The organism is Pseudomonas fluorescens, assembly GCF_004683905.1.
Classification (GTDB): domain Bacteria; phylum Pseudomonadota; class Gammaproteobacteria; order Pseudomonadales; family Pseudomonadaceae; genus Aquipseudomonas; species Aquipseudomonas putida_A.
Genome location: NZ_CP038438.1, coordinates 690,135 through 710,442, shown reverse-complemented (window position 1 = coordinate 710,442; position 20,308 = coordinate 690,135). Strand labels below are relative to the sequence as shown.

Sequence of the window (20,308 nt, the reverse complement as noted above, 5' to 3'; positions counted from 1 at the left end):
GTGCTCAATGCAATTTCCTTTTTTTTGGCCAAACGAACCCATCGCGACGACATGAACCGTCGCGACACAGAGAGAAAACAAACTTCAAAAAACCCAACGAAGACTTTCGTCAGGCCGGCACCGCTCCCAGCAACTGCGCCAGCGTTGCACTGCCGTCGGCATCATCGACTTCGACGATTTCCCGCAGCCTCTGCACCAGGCTCGATACCGGATAGGAACGCCCGCCCTCGAACCCGAGGAAGACGTCACCGCGCATCGCCGGATCCGCCGAGCACACATCCCGCAGGATCAGGCTGTGCTGGCGATCCGGATCGACAATCAGCAAGTGCTCGTCGACAAACGACAGTTGCAGTGTTTGCGGTGCGCCCAGCGCCCAGACCAGCTTGCCGGGAATCGCCGGGACCTCGCCCAGCGGGTGACGGCAATCGACAATCACCGAGTCCAGCCGCAGCCAGCAGGCCTTCGACAGGTGGTACGTGACACCGCCCTGCCCCAGGCGCAACACCAGACAGCTCACGTCATCAGCGATCAGTGGCAACAGGTCTTCAACCTTGTTCTGGCCCTCGACCACCAACACCTCGGCGTCACGCCGCATGTATTCGAACGGGCCGATGCTCTGCTGACCGGGGTAGACGTGTACGCGGTGTGCCTGAAGTTCGTGCAACAGCACATGCCGATGGCGGGTGCCGAGCAATTCGCAATCGTCTGGCAGGTTCTGGCCCGCTACCCGAATCAGTTGTGCATTCGCCACGTCGTACCATTGCAGGTTGCCCGCGCCAGACTCCACGGCGATGTAGGGCCCATGCTCGGCGGTCTCCAGCAATGCCTGCAGAGACTCCGGCAAATGTTCCGCGTGCTCGCTGGCCCAGTGATGATCGACGCCGATGATCCTTTCAGCTTCCTGATATCGCAGCTTGAGTGACACGCCGTTGACCGATGTCCCGTACAGACCGGAGCCGTCATTGCGCACGGCGCTGAACCGCCAGTCATCCCACTCGGCCTGCGGTGCCGGCAGCAAGTCGCTCGCCAGTAACTGGGCGCCGCTGCCGAATGCTGGCTCGAGTTGCCGGCTGTCGAAGAACCGCTGACTGCAGATTTCACCGCTGGCGACATCGAACAGCCAGACCGCCTGGTTGTCCGGTGTGACCCCGAGCAGGCGCATTTCCCGTTCGTGCCCCGGATCGCACAGCAGCAAGCGGTTATCCACATACCAGGCACACAGGCTGCGATCACCGGCGGCGTTGCGCAGACCCAGAATAGCGAAACTGTTGACCGGGTACTTCACCGCCAGCGTTTCGAGTGCCTGCCACCACTGTGCGCGCCCCCTGAGCCAGCGCTCACTCAAGCCACCCAGATGCACTTCGCCCTCTGCGGTCAGGTTGAAGAACAGACCGTCGTCGGTCAGGGCCAGATACCCGTCCTGCACCGGTACCACGTCATTCAACCCGTCGGGCTGCAGCCATTGATGCGTCCACTGCGCCGGCCAGCGCTCGCTGCCAGCGGACGCGCTGCGTTGCACCTTGCACAGCTTTTGCGCCAGCCGGTCGTAGATGAAAAACAGCTCGTGCTCATCGTTGACCGGCAGAAGCAGCAGATCACCAAGCTGTTTGATCGAATCGACCCAGCCGCGGTCATGCCCGAAGGTAAACGGATGGATGCACAACAGGTCACGGCTGCGAATCCAGACCAGGTCACGTTTGCCCGGATCGAACGCCCAGCAGACCGACACGTAGGCGGCCGGTTGCCAGTCGACGGTACTGACGCCTGCGCGTTCGGGCACCGGCGATAACGTGAAATAGTGACCAAGCACTACCGACCAATCCGTCAAGGTCGGGTTGGCGAACACTCTCTGGCCCAGCTCACGGTCAATCTCCCGGGTAACTGCCACCAGTTGCAGTTGGCCCTCATGGATCAGGTAGTTGAATTGCGTGACTTGCCGATCGGTACCCAGCCATTGCTGTTCGATATGAATCACGCCCTGCGCATCGACCTCAATACGCCGAACGCTGCACTGCCCCTCCATGACAAGCAGACGGTAGCGGCACTTGAGCAAACCGCTGACGGCATCGACCTGCCAGATGTCGTAGTTGCGCACCTCATAGAAAAACGCAGAATCGTCGACCACCGCCGCCAGCAGCATTTCATCGGCCGCCAGTACCTCTTCACTGCGGATGTACAGAAAACGATCCTCGGCAGCGTCGTACCAGGCCGTGGTGTGACGCGGCTGGCTCTCGGGCTCGAAAGGGATCGGAAAGTGATGAACTGGCGTGTAAGGCAGCACCAGCCGATGCTCCCGGGCCAGTGTCTGGTAATGCGTGAGCAGCGACTGCTCATTCTCCCCGGCTGGCGCGCTCTGCTCGATAATGTCCAGTCGTCCCTCACTGCGGTTAACCTTGAACGATTGCCGCCCGGTCAGTTGGAGCATGACCTCATGCCGACCTCTGCCGCCGAACGTCACCTTCACGCCACCCACCGAAAGAACCCCGCCAACGTCGATCCGCACATCCCTCTCAGTGGCCCAGGCGGCTACCAGATTCCAGCGGCACTGCTGCAGGCTGGGGGACTGCAACTGGAGATTGACCCCGCGATTGAGGATCAGTGAGCAGGCGCCGCCCGCACCTTCGATGCGGTACGACACCTTGTCGTGCCAGACCTGCGGCATCATTGGCACCGCCAGCGCACGCTCGTGGGCATCCAGCCGCACCTCGATCACGGTTGGCCGATACGACGGTGCGAGACGGTTGATGATGTAGTGCACGGGAAAGGAGTAGAACGAAAACAGAAACCGCCACTGGCCAGCCGCATCCTTCTTCTCCAGCTTGCGGGCGGTATCGAAGCCGGTGTCGTGACGCAGCGTCGAGAAAGGCAGCGCCTTGTATTCGTAACCGTAGAACGTGGTCGGCGTGCACGGCAGGACGACCAGTTGCGTGCTCGGCGGATCGAAGTGGATGTAGCCGGGAAGTCCCAGTTCACGCCGCAGATCGAGCGCTTGTTGATCATCCGGATTGAAATCCGGCACCCCGAAATGGTCGCGCAGCCGATACACCTTCGGACTGTCGAGCACCAGCATCGTGCGATTGAAGTCCAGGCTCTGGACGACCAGCGAAGGGTGAGCGACCCACGCCCCGAGTCCGTCGTCATACCGATAACCGACACCCCGACAGGCCCGCTCCAGCTCATCGAAGAACAGCCCGACCTCCTGCGCCTGCTCAGCGATCCTGGCAAACCCCTGGGCCAGGGCCGCCACACCCACGGCCAGTCCGCCCAGGATCACCCCGGCTCCACCGAGCACGGCGGCCGCTGTTGCCGCGCCCGCCGTGGCAGCCCCCAGACCACCGGCGGTCAACGCCAGACTGGCGGAGTCGAAGGCCAGTTGGGTGCCGAATTGCGCGCGCTCGATCTCGTTGTCTGCCGTCGCCAATTGATAGATGTCGAAACCGACATTGGCCAGCCCCAGCACCGCGCCCACGCCTTCGTTGGCGACATGTCCCAGCGCCTCGCCAACCACCGGCGCACAGGTGCGGGCGATGATCTTCTCTTCATTGAGCGCGGTTTTTACCAGACTGATCAGGCCAGCGACATCCGTGACATTGCCGTGCACCAGCTGCGCGTAATTGACGTAAGCGTGCAAGCGCACGGCGGTGGTCAGGGTGCGGTCATCCCCCTCTCGTCCACGCAGGACGTTCATCAGTGCCTGGATGGTGAAGCCGGTATTGAGCGTGTGTACGGCACCCGCCTCTGCCATCTGTGGCGAGGCTCGGGTGCCCAGTGCCGAAAACTGCTCCGACAGAAAATTTCTGATGCGCAGCAGACGATGATCGGTGCTTACCACCTGCACCACATGCTCGGCCTGCGAGGGATCGACCAGGTTGATCCGGTACTCGCCGGCGGGCGTCATCTCCAGGGTTTCGAACAACGGCACCAGCGGTTTTGCCGCAGCATGCAAGTGCTGTAGAGCGTCAGTCGCCTGGGCAATCTGCTGTCCCCACCAATGACTGTCCAGATCGCGCAGGCTGCGCCCCAGGTGCGGATTACTGACCAGCGAATGGCCGCGAGCACTGTTCAGGCGCCGACGGATCGGTCGCTGTGTATGCTCCGGCAGCACATTGTCGGATTCCAGCAATTGCCCGACGCGCAAACCGCCGGACAGATCCAGCGCCGCTATCTTTTGCCCCAGCAGCTCGATCAGATCAAAGGTCGGGCGCGCGTCGTCGCCATAGGCCGCATAGTATTTCGCCATGCCCTGTTTCTGGAAAAGGTCGGTCAGTGCCAGCTGAAACTGGTCAGGCTGGCTGAACTCGAACACGCCGAAATTGGGATCATAGAAGTGATAGGTGGCGTGCCCACCATTGAAGATTTTCGCCACCAGCATGGCGTGGTTATCCGAGTTGAGCATCAGCGTGCGCGAGCTGGCGAACGCCTCCAGCGTGGTGCCGAGCTGCTGCAGATCGACCCGCCCCAGCGGCTTGCCGATATCGTGCAACTGCACGCCGCGCAACTCCTCGAGCGCCTCCAGAAATACAATTGAATCGCGCTGCTGCGGCTCGACAGTGGCCAGGAAGAATCGCTCGCGCAAGCGTCGCGACGCCGCCACGCCGTGCTCCAGAGCAGCGCTCATGATCAGCGCCAGCGGGTAACAGCGGCCACCGGGATCCCCTGGCCCCTGGAGCAACAGATCCTGCGGCACCAGTTTGACGTCACTGGCCTCGATTTGCCCCAGTACCTGACCCAGCCGCAGGATCACCTGCTCACGATGTTCGCGGGTGGCGATGGTCTGGATATGGGCAACATGACGCCCCCATTGAAACAGCGTGTGCGCCTGCGACAGCGCAGCTCGTTTCAACGTTAGCGCGCTGTCCGACGAGACCATCGGCTGGTCGACATGGCTGGCGAGACCGGCCATGAATTGCGGCGCCCGATGCTGATACAGATGGCGTTCAATAGCCGCATAACGCACCGATGCTCCTACCTCGGCAACACTGTTGGCGAGGTTGTCGAGCTCGGGGGCAAGTTGCGTGAAGCTTGAGTTATCCAGTGAGCGTACGCCGAGCATCTGTCCCAACACTACCCTTTGCAAGGGACTGATCTGGAAGAACTGCAGCGAACCCTCGGCAATGCCGCTTAGCAACTCATCCAGCGCCAGCCCCTGAATCCGCGCATCACTGAGCGACGCCGGAGCTTGCAGAGTGACGGGTTGGGCCTTGATGGCCTGACGATCGTCGAACCCCAGACCCGGTCCTTCGGGAAAAACCAGCGGACCGTTATGACCTTGCCTCATCGCCGCCACAAACGGTGCACCGAGTCGGTCGATCATCCCTTGCAAGACCTCCGTCAATAACACCGGGCGTCCCTCGATGAGCGGCCAACCCTCTTCGAACACCACAGTCTGCTGTTTGAGCAGGGCAGCAACATCACCGCTGTAGCGGGCACTGAACTGTCCTTGCCGCCAACGCTGCTGTTCGTCGACAACCCATTGTTCATCATCGCTGGCGTTGTCTTTCCACGAGTGATCCTGCTCCTCCTCGGTCTTGTCGTTGATCATCCAGAGCGGCTCGATGGCAGTCTCGACGCGCACTGTTTCATCTTCGCGCGGGACGAAGTTGTGCTGTTCGTAATCGCGCATGCCAGCGCGCATCGCGGCCGGGCCAGTCAGAAAAATTGTCCATTCGCTCTGTGGGCGGATACCGTCTTCGAAATATCCGGCGACCGCCAGAATCAGTTCGTTCACCGTTGCGTGTTCGATCGAGGACAGAGCGGCAATAGAGCCGCAGTTTTGCTCGAATACCTCGCGCGCAAGCGTCGACATGCCGTAAAAATCGCTCAGCGCAACACCGCGCTTGGCCGCCAGTCGAGCCGTCAGGTCGATGAAGTCATAATTGAAGCGAAACCGGTCGATCACGCTTTTGAGCATCGGCGATCGGGCATGGGCCATCAGGAAGGAATTGCTCAGCGAGCTCTGCACAGCAACTGCCCGCAAGTCCTGTGGGCGGACGAGCAGCTCGGCCGGCGCCTGGAACACTTCATTCAGCGCCGGTTTTTGTCGGGCAAACGTCTCAAGCGCGGCGCGGTGTTGCTCGGGAATGCTTGCCAGATAATCAGTGTACTGGTGGCGCAGCGCCTCGCGTGCAGGCATCCAGTGCCGATTGTGATCGAGCAGCAGTTGCAGAACGCCAACGCGTGACCGGGGATCAAACCCGCTGATGTCAACACCTCCCAGAGTCTTGACCAGTGGCGGCAGATTATCGACATCGGCATATCCGCCGCCCTCTTCGTAAAGGACCTCGGCGCGCACCACATCGGAAGCAGCGGCCAGATTGCCGCGCAACCGGATTTCACGCTCGTAGATATCCTGTAATTGCAGCGGAGTATCCAGGGCGTTCAAGTCGCGCAACTGCAGGTCGTCTCCTGCGAGGTCCAGCAGACTGCGGCGGTTTTGCTCGATCAGCGCCTCCAGTTGCGCGGCGTCCTGCCCATAGGCACGGGCCAACAGATCGACGCGTGCTTCATCAGCTGAAAGTCCCCGCGCCAGTGCGGCATCGATATGCATGGACATCTGTTGTTTAAGGACGATGGCCCGTTCTTCGTACAGCGTGCCCAACTGGTCTTTGGAAATACTGTCGCTGCCATCTTGTTGCAGGGCGTCAGCCTTGGCCGCCTCGACGATCAGCCTGTTGGTTTGCCAGGCCAACAATGCGTCGCTGTCGTACCAGAGATGGAGGCTGTAACCTTGCCCGTTCAGCACCTGTTTCCAGAGGTTGAGATAGTCACGCTGTATCGCGCCCAGTCCTCCACCGAGCCAGACAAAGTGCAGATTCTTCGGCACCGCAGTCGGGGTGCTCTTCGCGTACGCCAGGCTGTTTTGCACACGGGTCTCGAAAGCCTGGATGCTGTTATAGATGCGCGACAACTGTGCAGGCTGGCTATCGGATTGCGAGTATTTATGTGGCGAACCGATCAACTGGCCGATCGACTGCTTGAGCAGTGCCAAAGGCTCGATCAGTCGTGGAGAATCGAGCAAGCCGATACAGGCAAAATAATAACGCCACACTGACTGATAGGATTCACTGCCCCTGTACGCCGACATGGCCTGTTCCAGATCCGCTTGTTTGAACAGTTTGATGAATTTGACAAACCCGCTGGCGTCTTGAGTTCTTCGGTCCTGCATGAAAGTTGCTCCTTTGCCCTGACCAATAACGAAAGTGCCCGCTGGCACTTGCATAGCGGCCAAACTAACTTCTGGCGAATCGGAGCTCAAACTTCAAAACTTTCAATACATGTCAAAATCAACAACTAAAAAACAACTGATAACGCATGTAACGGCAACAAGTTATTTCTACAATCAATATATAAATCAAACGCACCCGAGCAGAACGCGAAATTATCAAGGCTGCAATTTCAGGTCTGTCTATCAGTATTCAAGATAAGTCGAACAGAATGTAAGCAAAGAGAAAGCTCTCACACAGAAGCGGAGCAGATCGTACAGGTCGCGTTGAACAATATGACGCGGTCAGATCCGGAAACAATCTGTGCGGGAGATCGCGGTTGGCGAGGCAGCAAGCTCCCTCGCCAACGGCTCAGGACTGGGGCTTTTCGCCGTACCAGCGCGGCGTGTAGACCCACTCGCCACCTTCAGCCTTGGGGAAGGTGCAAGTCGTTGAAGAGCCAACCAGCACCATGGTGCGCATGTCCACCTGATCCGGGGTCAGTTGCCCCAGTGTCGTCACGCGCAGGGTTTGCCCCGGGCGACCGATGTCGCGCCCCAGCACCACCGGTGTTGCCGCGCTGCGATGCTGCGCGACGATTTCCAGCGCACGCCCCAATTGCCACGGGCGTGCCCGGGAAATCGGGTTGTAGAAGGCCAGCGCCAGATCGGCCTCGGCCGCCAGATCCAGACGTTTTTCAATGATCGACCACGGCTTGAGGTTGTCCGACAGCGACATCACGCAGAAATCATGCCCCAGCGGCGCACCCGCTTGCGCAGCCGTGGCAAGCGAGGCGGACACCCCCGGCAGGATTTCCAGCTCGACGCTGTGCCATTTCGGGTCGGTCGACTCGTGCAACGCTTCGAGCACCGCCGCGGCCATGGCGAACACGCCGGGGTCGCCGGATGAGACCACGATGACCGAACGCCCCTCGGCCGCCAGCCGGAAGGCGTGGCGGGCGCGCTGCATTTCTTCGCGATTGTCGGTGCAGTGCTGCACCTGATCATCGCGAAACGGGCCGGCCATGCGCACATAGGTTTCGTAGCCGAGCACATCGGTGGCCCGCGCCAGTTCCGCCTTGACCGCAGGCACCATCAACTCGGCAGCGCCGGGGCCAAGGCCGATCACCGCCAGGCGCCCACGTTGACGACCGATCTGCGCGACGTCCAGCGGCTGTTCGGCGCGCGCAATCGCCAGACCGTTGGTATTGCTGATCGCGGCCTGCGGCAGTGCCTGACGAGCCAACTCGCCGAGGTCTTTCTGCGCCGCGACAAAGCGAAGCGGCACCCCCAGTTCGAGGGCGGCTTCACGCAGTCTGGCCGACGCCATTTCAGTGTCAGCCGCCAGCAGACAGGCCAGCGACTGCTGCGCAACCCCGGCCTGCTGCAACGCGGCGCGCACGGCATGCGGCAGATCGTCCAACTGCGCACTCACCGCCACCGCCACACTGCGGGGATAGATCAGCAACTCGTTGGCGCTCGCGACACGCTCGGCACTGCCGACATGAATCGAGCGCTGCGCCTGCGGGTCTTGCGGCAACTGCGCCTGATCCAGCCACGGCGCCGCCCCTTCAATGCGCACGCTGTGCCCCGCCAGCAGATCGGAAACGAAACGCTTGCCCAGTTCCAGATCAGCCAGCGCATAACCGCTGGGTGGATTGAGCAGGCAGGTGCCAAAACGCAATTCGCCACTGGTGGTGATCGCCGCGGCGACCTGCAATGCGGCAGCGATTTCCCGGGCCATGACATTCACTCCGCCGAGGCCACCGAGCAGCGGCACCACGGCGCTGCCGTCTTCAGCAACGGCGAGCACCGCCGGTTCAGCACCTTTTTCCAGCAACAACGGCGCCAGGGTGCGAATGACAATACCAGCCGCGCACAAGGCAATGATCGGCGTGTCTTGCTGATACAACTCACGCAGGGTCGCGCCGAATTCCTGATAGCTGCAGTCGGCGCCTTCGACGCGTCCGGCGAGGCCATGGATCTGCGCCGTCGGATACAACTGCTGGATCCGCCGTGCGGTAGCGAGCGCGCCTTGTCCGAGGATGACAATGGCCGGTGTGGATTGCGTCATCAACCTTGCCACCGTTCGCCCGGGACGATGATCAGCGAGAAGTACGGCGAGGACATCGGCTCGACCTGATCCAGCGGCACGATCTTCTGATTGGCCATGGTCGCGCGTTCGACGTACAGCGCCCGCTCGGCCAGACCGAGTTCTTCGAGTACCGTACGAACTTTGGGAAAGTTGCGCCCCAGCTTCATGATCACCGCCGCATCGGCGTCGGCCAGACGTCGCTTCAGATCCTCATGCGGCAACACGCCGGAGAGCACCGACAGGCTCTGGTTGCGATACACCAGCGGCGCGCCGAGCACCGAGGCGCCGCCGAGCATCGAGCACACGCCCGGTACCACTTCGGCTTCATAGCGCGTGGACAACCGGTCATGCAGATACATGTAGGAGCCGTAGAAGAACGGATCGCCTTCGCAGATCACTGCAACGTCGCGCCCGGCGTCCAGATGCGCCGCAACTTCTTCGGCGGCATCATCATAGAAATCGCTGATCACTTGCTCGTAGGACAGCGGCGCCGGCAGCACTTCGGTGGTCACCGGGTACACCAGCGGCAACAGATTCTGCGCGTCCTGCAGGTGCGCTTCGATAATGCCGAACGCATTGCCTTTCTTGCCCTTGGCGACGAAGTACGCCACCACTGGCGACTCGCGCAGCAGGCGCAGGGCTTTGACGGTAATCAGTTCCGGATCACCGGGGCCCACACCGAGGCCGATCAAACGTCCTTTGGCCTGCATCATTCGATCTCCGTGGCGAGGGCATTGACTGCTGCGGCGGCCATGGCGCTGCCGCCGAGCCGGCCTTGCATGATCACGAACGGTGCGCCGCGACTGTCAGCCGCCAGCGCCGCTTTCGATTCGGCAGCGCCGACGAAACCCACCGGGAAGCCGAGGATCAGCGCCGGTTTCGGTGCCCCGGCGTCGAGCATTTCCAGCAGATAGAACAGCGCGGTCGGCGCGTTGCCGATCACTACTACGCTGCCTTCCAGATGCGGACGCCACAGTTCCAGCGCGGCCGCCGAGCGGGTGTTGCCCAGCTCACGGGCCAGCTGCGGCACGCTGTCGTCACGCAAAGTGCAGATCACCTCGTTGTTGGCTGGCAGACGGGCACGGGTCACGCCTTCGGAGACCATCCGCGCGTCGCACAGGATCGGCGCACCGGCCGCCAGCGCATCGCGCCCGGCCTTGCCGGCACCTTCGGAAAACTGCAGACCATCGACCGCCTCGACCATGCCGCAGGCGTGGATCACCCGCACCGCGAGTTTTTCCAGATCGGCCGGGATGCGCGCCAGATTGGCCTCGCTGCGAATGATCGCGAAGGAGTTGCGATAGATCTCCTGACCGTCGCGGATGTAATCAAGCATCAAGGGGGCTCCGTGAGCGGGCGTCGAGCAGGATCGCGGCCGCTTCAATAGTAAGGTTGCGTGCGTGCAGCGTGCCGAAACCCGGCAGCGCTGCATCGCGAAAATAAAGGTCGTAATGACCGGGGCTGACCGCCAGCAATGTCGCCGGGGCGCAATGGGCCGCCGCACAAGAGCGCGGGCAACCGGACAGGTGCACGTGCTGCGCCTGTGGCAACAACGTCGCCAGCAGCCGCGCGTCGTGTTTGGTATCGGCCAGGCCTTTGCCGCAGCCACTGGAGCCGGTGCAGGCAATCAGCCGGGACAGCGGCTCGCGGGTGTCGGTCAACCAGTGCAATTGACTCAGGTGTTGCAGGACTCGCCCCGCGTCGGCGGGCTTCACATTCGGCAGCAGCAGACTTTGCCAAGGGGTGAAACGCAGGCTGCCATCACCGAACTCGCGAGCCAGCCGGGCCACGCCCCGCAGCATGGCCGGATCGAGACGGCCGAGCGCCGGCACCGCACCGACATATACCCGGTCGTCAGCGTTTTGCGCGTGAACACCGATATGCAGCGCATCCGCCAGCGGCGTCCGCTGTCGGGCAATGGCGGCTCTGATCGCCACGCGTTCGCGCAACTGTTCGACAAACGCCAGCATCGGCCATTCATCGAGCAAGTGGCGCATGCGCGTCTGCTCCGGCCGAGCCAGCTCAAGGAACAATTCCAGCACCGCGACCACCAGCGCATGGCCGTTTTCCACGCTCACGGCACCGGCCGCACGATCGGTCGGGCAGCCGGCCAGACCGAACGCCAACAAAACTTCACCGTCACGTTCGAACGCCGACAGCCACAGATCATGCGGATGCTCGAGCATCGCCAACGCCTCACCGCCGTCCAGCTGCACGGCGAACTTGGCACTCAACTGGTGAAAGCGCGGATGCGTCTGCAATGTCGCCAGAGTCTGTTCGGCCAAAGGCCGGGTATCGAATAGCAACTGCCGATCAATCCCGGCACTCGGGCTGAGCATAAGGTTGCGCACATCGTCGCCCGCTGCGGTTTGCGGCCCCAACCCGGCGGCCAGCAAACCGTCGATCAATGCCGCGGACTGCTCGCCGATGCCGCGAATCTGCAGATTGGCGCGGTTGGTCGCCTCGATCGCGCCACTGGCGAAACGCTCGGCGGCATCAGCCACCGCGTCGGCCTGATTGGCAGTGATCGAGCCGCCATTGAGCTTGATCCGGCAAATGCCGCCGTCCAGCGCCTGGACAATACGCAGCAACCCCGGACAAGCCGAGGGGCGCAAAGCGGTGGACATTGAGCGTTCGTTCAAGGGATGACCGGCTGACGGGCAGCGCTGTGGTGGGCGAAAGGTCGCCATTATGCCTGCTTTGCCCGAGCGCATGAAAATGCCTGCCGGTCGGAAACTGCGGCTTTTCAGAGTTCGACCTCCTCAAGGTCGGCCACGCTCTCGCGAATCGCCTGATCTACAACGTCCCGGTTTTTGTCGATGTCCCGGCGATTGATCACCATTCTTCTGGCGCGGATGTCCAGTTGCGACATCGGTTGATGGACCTGCCAGAACAGGTAGTTGGTACTCAATACCAACTTGAAAAAGCGGATATGGCTGAGCACCACCACCAACTCGCCGCTGGCATTCTTACTGACCGGAACAATATGCGAAGTGAAGGTTTTGCCACTCAGAGCAGTAAACTTTTGCAGCAGTGCTGTATCTCTTTCCAGCGCTGCCAGCCCAGCTTCAACCTGCTCTAATTGACCGCGCGCGAGCAAGGGGGCTGTCAACCGCCGCCACGCCTCCTGCACACTTCCGGAAAACGCCTCCTGGACTAGCACCACCGGCTTCTCTTCCAGGTTCCAGCCACATGACCAAAGGCCCCCGGCAAAGTAATCGAACCACTCTGCAGGCTGCAGGCTGCTGTCACAACGGCTGTCCGCCGCGATCTGGGCGAGATAAATGCAGTTCCTCACAAATCTGTTATCGGCCTCTGCCCGCCCCTCCAGTCCGGTGAACAACATATTATTAACGGCAACTGCATTACTCTGACTTAAACCTGTAGCTGAATTGATATCCATATCGCTCCCTGCCAACTTGGCACGTATTAATTTTATAGTTTCATTGCGCCAGACTTATTAAAAAGAACTGACTTGAATCAAACTAACAAAAACGGAAGTTGAAAAAATCACTATTACTCGACATTAAGTTTCCGCGTTGCTCTCGACACGCCGCGACGACAGACCTGCGTCAGGTGCCGGCAGTCGCGTTATCATGCCGCCCGTGAAGATCTACTCAGGATTAAGGAACGGCATGACACCCTGGCTGACGGTTGTGGGAATCGGTGAAGACGGCTTCAAGGGCCTGGGCAAAAACGCTCGGCGCGCCCTGCTGGCTGCTTCGCGGATCATCGGCGGCCAGCGGCAACTGGACTTGCTGCCGGTGTGCATACGCGGCGAACGCGAACTGTGGCCGAGCCCGTTTTCCCTCGCGCCGGTACTGGAGCAGCGCAGCGCAGCCGTGTGCGTGCTGGCCAGCGGTGATCCGATGTTCTATGGCGTCGGCGCCAGCCTTGCGCGCCATGTGCCGAGTGCAGAGATGCTGATCCTGCCCGCGCCCTCTTCCTGTTCGCTGGCCGCCGCCCGGCTCGGCTGGCCGCTACAGGAGGTGGTCACCCTCTCGCTGGTGGCGCGACCACTGGCGGCACTCAATGCGCAGCTGTTCAGCGGGGTGCGCCTGTTGCTGTTGAGCAATGACCGGCACAGTCCGGCGGCAGTCGCGGCGCTGCTGCGCGAGCGCGGTTTTGGCGGCAGCCGCCTGACTGTGCTTGAGCATTTGGGCGGCGATGCCGAACGGCGCCTCGAAAGTACTGCCAATGACTGGAATGACCCGGCGATTGCCGATCTGAATGTGATCGCCATCGAATGCCTGGCCGATGCGCAGGCACCGCGCCTGTCACGTCTTGCCGGACTGCCCGATTCGGCATTCCAGCACGACGGCCAACTGACCAAACGCGATGTCCGCGCCATCACCCTCGCCCGCCTCGCGCCGATCCCCGGCGAACTGCTGTGGGATGTCGGCGGCGGTTGCGGCTCGATCGGCATCGAATGGATGCGCGCGCACCCGAGCTGCCGCGCGATTGCCATCGAGGCGGACGAAGGCCGACAGGCCTTGATCGAACACAATCGCGACGCGTTGGGCGTACCCGGTCTGCACCTGGTGCGTGGCCGTGCGCCGCAGGCACTTGCCGGGCTGGAGCGACCCGACGCGATCTTCATCGGCGGCGGCGTGACCCGTGAAGGCGTGTTTGAAACCTGCTGGGAACAACTCAAACCCGGTGGTCGACTGGTGGCCAACGCCGTGACCCTGCAAAGTGAAGTCACTCTGATGCACTGGCGCGAACGCCACGGCGGCGAACTGACCCGAATTCACGTTGCCCAGGCGCAACCGCTGGGCGAGTTCGACACCTGGCGTCAGGCGTTGCCGATCACTTTGCTCGACCTGGCCAAACCCCTCGATGCGTGACGAAACCGCCGAACAACCCGCGCCCCTGCGCAGCGGCCTGACCACCGGCAGTTGCGCCACCGCCACCAGCCTCGCCGCCGCCCGCCTGCTGCTCGGCGGTACGTCGGCGGATGCGGTGCAGATCGTCCTGCCCAAAGGCAAACAAGTGCAGATGCGCCTGGAGTTCTGCCGCCTGACCGAAGGCGGCGCCGAGGCCGGGACGATCAAGGACGCCGGCGACGACCCGGACGTAACTCACGGTGCGCTGCTCTATTCGCACGTGCGGCTGCTGGCCGAGCCGGGGATTCGCTTTGTCGCGGGCGCAGGTGTCGGCACCGTGACCCGACCAGGGCTAGTGCTCGGCGTCGGTGAGCCGGCGATCAATCCGGTGCCGCGCAAGATGATCAGCGATCACCTGAGCCTGCTCGCCGCCGAAAGCGGTTATGGCGGCGGTTTCGAGATCACCGTCAATGTCGAGGGCGGCGAAGCGCTGGCGCTGAAAACCATGAACCCGCGCCTGGGCATTCTTGGTGGTTTGTCGATCCTCGGCACCAGCGGCATCGTCCGGCCGTTTTCCTGCGCGGCGTACATCGCCTCGATCCATCAGGGCATCGACGTCGCCAAAACCAATGGCTATCTGCACATTGCCGCGTGCACCGGCAACGCCAGCGAAGACACCATGCGCCGGGTCTACGACCTGCCGGAAATCGCCCTGATCGAAATGGGCGACTTTGTCGGCGCGGTGCTCAAGCATCTGCGCAAAGTGCCGGTGGATAAACTCAGCCTGTGCGGCGGCTTCGGCAAGATCAGCAAACTGGCGGCCGGGCACATGGATCTGCACTCGAGGCATTCGAGCATCGACCTGCCGCAACTGGCTGAATGGGCGGCGGCGATTGGTGCCGATCAGGCATTACAGCAGAGCATTCGTGAAGCCAACACCAGTCAACAGGCCTTGGCGATGGCCAGCGCGGCGGGCATTGCCCTCGGCGATGAGGTCTGCCGCCACGCGCTGAATTTCGCCTGCAGCGTGGTGCCGGCGCAGGTGCAAGTCGAGGTGTTTGCGATTGATCGCCAGGGCGGCATTGTCGGCCACGCCGGAGGTTTTGCATGAAACGCATTCTGTTGCTTGGCGGCGTCACCGAGGCGTTGGCCATCGCCCGTACGCTGGGGCCAGAACACATTTACAGTCTGGCCGGCGTGGGCCGGGTGCCGACCGACCTGACCTGCCAGGTGCGGGTCGGCGGCTACGGCGGGGCCGAAGGTCTGGCGCAATTCATTCGCGCTGAAGGCATCGACCTGCTGCTCGACGCCACTCACCCCTACGCCGCACAAATCAGCCACAACGCCGCCATCGCCGCACAACTCGCCGGCATCCCCTGCTGGGCCTTGCGCCGCCCCGCGTGGCAGCCGCAACCGGGCGACGACTGGCGAGAAGTCAGCGACTGGGCCGAACTGATCGAAGCCCTCAAACCGTTCCGCCGCCCGCTGTTCACCCTCGGCCGCGAACCGCTGCAACACCTCGACGAAATCCCTGCCAACCAGTATTGGACCCTGCGCGCCCTCGACGCTTATCCCGGTAACGAACGCTGCGAAGTCATCGGCGCCCGTGGGCCGTTTCTACTGGAGGATGAACGCGCACTGTTCGAACGCCGGCAGATCGATGTGCTGATCAGCAAGAACAGCGGCAGCACCGCGACCGAGCCGAAGCTGGAAGTGGCGCGGGAGTTGGGCGTGCCGGTGATGGTGCTGAAGCGGCCGGTGTTGCCGGGAGTTGATCGGGAGTTTCTGACGACGGCTGAAGTCCTCGCGGCCCTTGCCGCCTTCACCCGACTTTAACCAGGCGCAGACCTCGAGTGCGCCTTCGCGGGCAAGCGCGCTCCCACAGTGGTCGGCGGCGACCGCATAGTTTGTGTATGCCAGGGCTCCTGTGGGAGCGGGCTTGCTCGCGAAGGCGCCGGTACTGTAATCCTCTCTCCAACGCCCTACAGCTAAACCGGACGCTACGTACAACCCTTTAAAGAAACACTGACTGTCTGCACTAAATGCCCGGTTTTATGCTCACCGCTTTTGAGCCCATAGGTGAACATTGCGATGACCGAAAAATTCACCCGTTTCGACGCCGCCGAGTACCTTAAAACCCCCGAGGACATGGCGGCTTATCTGGACGCTTGCTTTGATGATGATGAAGGCGATGGCGTACTCATCCGTGCAGCACTGAATGACATAGCCCGAGCCCAGGGCATGACACAGGTGGCACGTGATGCTGGCCTGGGTCGTGAAAGTCTCTATAAAGCGCTGAGCAGCACTGGTAACCCCGAATTCGCAACTATCATGAAGGTCATGAAGGCTTTGGGTTTGAGATTGCACGCCGTCGCGGTGTGATTGATCTGCGACACCAAACCGCACGACGCCTTTTTACTTATCGGCCCTGATCAGGCTAAATAGCCCGCGCCTGATCGCCCACCCAACGGATCTGTCCCATGAACCGACACCGGCTTGCATTTGCCTGGATCGCCTGCTTCGCAGTGCTGTTCAACATGCTCGCCATGCCGATGACCGGGGCGATGGCGCAGGCGGCCAATTCACCGGCCGAACAGTTGCTGTGGAGCAGTTTCTGCACCGGCAGCGGGACGAAAATGGTGGCGATCAACATCGGTACCTCGGAGCAGAAAGCCCCGTCCAACGACAGCCATTCCAACATGCAGCATTGCTGGTGCTGCTCGGGTTCAGCGCCGCTGGTGGCGTTGCCGGGCCATACGCCGCAGCTGTATTTCGCCCGCTACGAAAGCAATCGCAGCGTGGCGCCGCCCTCGTTGCAAACACCGACACCGCGCCAGCAATGGCCGAGCCTTAATCCCCGCGCCTCGCCTCTGGTTTGATTTGTTCTCGCAATTGACCTGCGTATCAAATCGTTCTGGAGAACTGCCATGTTGAACAAACTCTTCGTCATCGCTGCGCTGTTGCTGCCGGCGTGCTTCGCCCATGCCCACGAATACAAGGCCGGCGAGCTGGAAATCGCTCACCCGTGGTCGCAGGAGCTGCCGCCCAACGCGCCGACCGTCGCCGCTTATTTCGTGATCAGCAATCCCGGCAAGACAGACGACCGCCTGCTCAGCGTCGATTCGCCGATCACCGCCGAAGCGCAACTGCATGAGCATGTGATGCAGGGCGACCTGATGAAAATGCAGCAGGTGCCCGACGTGGTGATTCCGGCCGGCGGCAAGGTGACGTTTGCGCCGATGGCCTATCACGTGATGCTGCTCAACCCGAAAGACCGCAGCCTGCTCAGCGACGGCAAACGCTTCCCGCTGACCCTGCATTTCGAGAAGGCCGGTAACGTCACCGTCGAAGTCGCGGTGCAGAAGAAACCTCCGCAAGATACCCAGGCACACGATCACGCCCAGTAACCGATCCGGCTGACCACGCCCGTGCGCCCGCAACGCGCCGGGGCGTTCCGCCTGCATCGCCAGAGCCAGACTCTGACCCGCGGTAGCTGGATCGCCCTGTTCGCCATGTTGATGATCTTCATCGGCCCGCTGATTTCTCAGTCGATGCCGATGGATCAGCACGCCTCGACTTCCATGCCGATGAGCATGGACATGGCGATGGACATGCCGGGCATGGATCACGCCGCGCACGGCGCACAACCGGCTGCCGAACACTGCCCGCCACAGTCCTCGCACCACGCCCTATGGGAAAAGTGCGGTTATTGCAGCCTGCTGTTCAATTGCCCGGCGCTGACCGGTGGCGGCACGTTCGCCACGTTCAGCATTGCCCACGTCAACACCTTCACCCCGCCCTCCCCGCGTCTGGGCCATGCCCGGCAGACCTTCTTCCCCGGCGCCCGCACCCGCGCCCCGCCCATCACGGCGTAAACACCCCACCTTTGATTGCACACGGTTGAGAAGACAGCTTCAGGCTGCCGGCCGTGTCGTTTACGACTGTTTGATGGAAATTGTCATGTCCAGGTTTTCTGCTGTTCCACGCTCGGGTTCTGCCCAGGCGTCTTTCGCGCTGAACGCATCGCGCATTGGTTTCTCGCACGCCACCGCCGTCCTTTGCGGCGTCCTGCTGTCGCCGCTGGTGTTGGCCGATGACCACGCCGGGCACAACGAAGAACTGAGTCCGACGGTGATCACCGCGATCGCCCCCAGCTCGCCGTTGACCATCGTCACCAACCCCAAGGACCCGCGCCAACCGGTGCCGGCCAGTGACGGCGGCGATTACCTGAAGACCATTCCCGGCTTCGCCCTGGTGCGCAATGGCGGCACCAACGGTGATCCGGTGCTGCGCGGGATGTTCGGTTCGCGCCTGAACATTCTCACCAACGGCAGCATGCTGCTCGGCGCCTGCCCGGGGCGGATGGACGCGCCGACCTCGTACATCTCGCCGGAAACCTACGACAAACTCACGGTGATCAAGGGCCCGCAAACCGTGCTCTGGGGACCGGGTGCATCGGCCGGTACGGTGCTGTTCGATCGTGAGCCGGAAAGCTTCGGCGAACTCGGCACGCGGGTGAATGCCAGCGTGCTGGCCGGCTCCAACGGACGCTTCGACAAGGTCGTCGACGCCGCTGCCGGCGGGCCATTGGGCTACGTACGGGTAATCGGCAATACCGCGCACTCCGACGACTATCGCGACGGCAACAACGACATCGTTGCCTCGCGCTACGACAAATGGAACGGTGACATCGCCGTCGGCTGGACCCCGGACGCCGACACCCTGATCGAACTCACCGCCGGCAAGGGCGATGGCGAAGCGCGCTACGCCGGGCGCGGCATGGACGGTTCGCAGTTCCTGCGCGAAAGCCTCGGCCTGCGCTTCGAAAAATCCAACATCACCGACGTGCTGGAGAAACTCGAAGCACAGGTCTACTACAACTACGCCGACCACGTGATGGACAACTACACCCTGCGCACGCCATCCGGCACCGGGATGATGGCCGGGCCCATGGCGTCCAACGTCGACCGGCGCACCCTCGGCGCGCGGATCAAGGCAACCTGGCGCTGGGCCGACATCCAACTGATCACCGGTCTCGATGCGCAGACCAACGAACACCGCCAGCGCAGTGGCATGGGCATCGACACCTACAAGGATCAGCCGTACACCAAGGACGCCGATTTCCATAACTACGGCGTGTTCAGCGAAATGACCTGGTACGCCGCCGACCGTGATCGGCTGATTACCGGCGCCCGGGTCGACCGTGCTTCGGCCAAGGATTACCGGCAGCGCATTGGTTCGGGAATGATGAGCCGGCCAAATCCGACCGCCGACGAGACCCGCGCCGACACCTTGCCAAGCGGCTTCGTGCGTTACGAGCATGACCTCGCTGACAGCCCGGCCACGCTGTACGCCGGCCTCGGTCACGCGCAGCGCTTCCCGGATTATTGGGAGCTGTTTTCGCCGAAGTCCGGCCCGGCCGGCTCGCTGAATGCGTTTGACTCGATCAAACCGGAGAAGACCACCCAGTTCGACTTCGGCGTGAACTACAAGACCGCCGAACTCGAAGCCTGGGCCTCGGGCTACATCGGCGTAGTGCGCGACTACATCCTGTTCGACTACACGCCGACGATGATGGGCATGAGCACTTCGCGCGCGGAAAACATCGACGCGCGGATCATGGGTGGCGAGCTCGGTGCCGCCTACAAACTCACCGATAACTGGAAAGCCGACGCGACCCTGGCTTACGCCTGGGGCAAGAACAGCAGCGATGGCAAAGCCCTGCCGCAAATGCCGCCGCTGGATGCGCGCTTCGGCCTGACCTACAGCGAAGACAACTGGAGCGCCGGGGCACTGTGGCGCGTGGTCGCGGCGCAAAACCGCATCGACCAGAACAAGGGCAACGTGGTCGGCAAGGACTACGACAAGAGCGGCGGCTTTGGCGTGTTCTCGCTCAACGGCGCCTACCGGATCAACAAAAACTGGAAGGTCAGTACCGGCGTCGACAACCTGTTCGGCAAGGCTTACGCCGAGCACTTGAACCTGGCGGGCAACGCCGGTTTCGGCTACCCGGCCAACGACCCGCAAGCGATCAACGAGCCGGGGCGCACGCTCTGGACCAAGGTTGATATGAGTTTCTAACCGAGCGGCACGCCCTGCCCTTGTGGGAGCGAGCTTGCTCGCGAAGACGGCGGTACATCCAGCATGGGTGGCGCCTGACACGACGCTTTCGCGAGCAAGCCCGCT

14 protein-coding genes are annotated in these 20,308 nt (G+C 62.1%); 8 read left to right on the top strand and 6 right to left on the bottom strand.

Annotated features, from left to right (window positions below; all coding sequences use genetic code 11):
- Positions 1 to 109: 109 nt before the first annotated feature.
- From E4T63_RS03170 to E4T63_RS03145, 6 genes are all read right to left on the bottom strand, one after another.
- Positions 110 to 7,165, bottom strand: a complete 7,056-nt coding sequence (locus tag E4T63_RS03170) for a TcdA/TcdB pore-forming domain-containing protein (protein ID WP_135294870.1) — start codon at positions 7,163 to 7,165, stop codon at positions 110 to 112.
- A 409-nt stretch (positions 7,166 to 7,574) separates the two neighbouring features.
- On the bottom strand, positions 7,575 to 9,275 hold the full coding sequence (gene cobJ, locus E4T63_RS03165; RefSeq protein WP_135294869.1) for a precorrin-3B C(17)-methyltransferase: 1,701 nt from the start codon (positions 9,273 to 9,275) through the stop codon (positions 7,575 to 7,577).
- Entirely contained in the window at positions 9,275 to 10,009 is a 735-nt protein-coding gene (locus E4T63_RS03160; protein ID WP_372241200.1) for a precorrin-2 C(20)-methyltransferase, read from the bottom strand. The genes cobJ and E4T63_RS03160 overlap by 1 nt, the downstream gene beginning before the upstream one ends.
- Positions 10,006 to 10,632 (bottom strand): precorrin-8X methylmutase, encoded by a 627-nt coding sequence (locus E4T63_RS03155; RefSeq protein ID WP_135294868.1) that lies wholly within the window; start codon positions 10,630 to 10,632, stop codon positions 10,006 to 10,008. Before E4T63_RS03155 ends, E4T63_RS03160 begins: the two co-directional genes overlap by 4 nt.
- A complete protein-coding gene (gene cobG / locus E4T63_RS03150) occupies positions 10,625 to 11,923 on the bottom strand; it encodes a precorrin-3B synthase (protein WP_280818688.1) in 1,299 nt (432 codons plus the stop codon). The genes E4T63_RS03155 and cobG overlap by 8 nt, the downstream gene beginning before the upstream one ends.
- A 119-nt stretch (positions 11,924 to 12,042) precedes the next feature.
- The gene (locus tag E4T63_RS03145; RefSeq protein WP_134785335.1) at positions 12,043 to 12,699 is read right to left on the bottom strand and encodes a hypothetical protein; all 657 of its coding nucleotides are present in this window, start codon (positions 12,697 to 12,699) and stop codon (positions 12,043 to 12,045) included.
- A gap of 232 nt (positions 12,700 to 12,931) precedes the next feature.
- Here E4T63_RS03145 and cbiE point away from each other — a divergent pair, with 232 nt between their 5' ends.
- The 8 genes from cbiE to E4T63_RS03105 all read left to right on the top strand — a co-directional run bounded on the left by cbiE (position 12,932) and on the right by E4T63_RS03105 (position 20,203).
- Positions 12,932 to 14,143 (top strand): precorrin-6y C5,15-methyltransferase (decarboxylating) subunit CbiE, encoded by a 1,212-nt coding sequence (gene cbiE, locus E4T63_RS03140; protein WP_135294866.1) that lies wholly within the window; start codon positions 12,932 to 12,934, stop codon positions 14,141 to 14,143.
- Positions 14,136 to 15,233 (top strand): cobalt-precorrin-5B (C(1))-methyltransferase, encoded by a 1,098-nt coding sequence (locus tag E4T63_RS03135; RefSeq protein ID WP_135294865.1) that lies wholly within the window; start codon positions 14,136 to 14,138, stop codon positions 15,231 to 15,233. Before cbiE ends, E4T63_RS03135 begins: the two co-directional genes overlap by 8 nt.
- The gene (locus tag E4T63_RS03130; RefSeq protein ID WP_135294864.1) at positions 15,230 to 15,958 is read left to right on the top strand and encodes a cobalt-precorrin-6A reductase; all 729 of its coding nucleotides are present in this window, start codon (positions 15,230 to 15,232) and stop codon (positions 15,956 to 15,958) included. Before E4T63_RS03135 ends, E4T63_RS03130 begins: the two co-directional genes overlap by 4 nt.
- Positions 15,959 to 16,213: 255 nt before the next feature.
- Positions 16,214 to 16,504 carry an addiction module antidote protein gene (locus tag E4T63_RS03125; RefSeq protein WP_003221244.1) on the top strand — a complete coding sequence of 97 codons (291 nt, stop codon included), beginning with the start codon at positions 16,214 to 16,216 and terminating at the stop codon, positions 16,502 to 16,504.
- Between the two features lie 98 nt (positions 16,505 to 16,602).
- A complete protein-coding gene (locus E4T63_RS03120; RefSeq protein WP_098967010.1) occupies positions 16,603 to 17,001 on the top strand; it encodes a DUF2946 domain-containing protein in 399 nt (132 codons plus the stop codon).
- 48 nt (positions 17,002 to 17,049) lie between these two features.
- Positions 17,050 to 17,529 (top strand): copper chaperone PCu(A)C, encoded by a 480-nt coding sequence (locus tag E4T63_RS03115; protein ID WP_098967008.1) that lies wholly within the window; start codon positions 17,050 to 17,052, stop codon positions 17,527 to 17,529.
- Positions 17,530 to 17,550: 21 nt separating this feature from the next.
- Positions 17,551 to 17,997: a DUF2946 domain-containing protein gene (locus E4T63_RS03110; RefSeq protein ID WP_098967007.1), complete on the top strand. Its 447-nt coding sequence runs from the start codon at positions 17,551 to 17,553 to the stop codon at positions 17,995 to 17,997.
- Between the two features lie 85 nt (positions 17,998 to 18,082).
- Complete coding sequence (locus E4T63_RS03105; RefSeq protein WP_135294863.1) at positions 18,083 to 20,203, top strand: TonB-dependent copper receptor; 2,121 nt, start codon at positions 18,083 to 18,085, stop codon at positions 20,201 to 20,203.
- Positions 20,204 to 20,308: the final 105 nt, after the last annotated feature.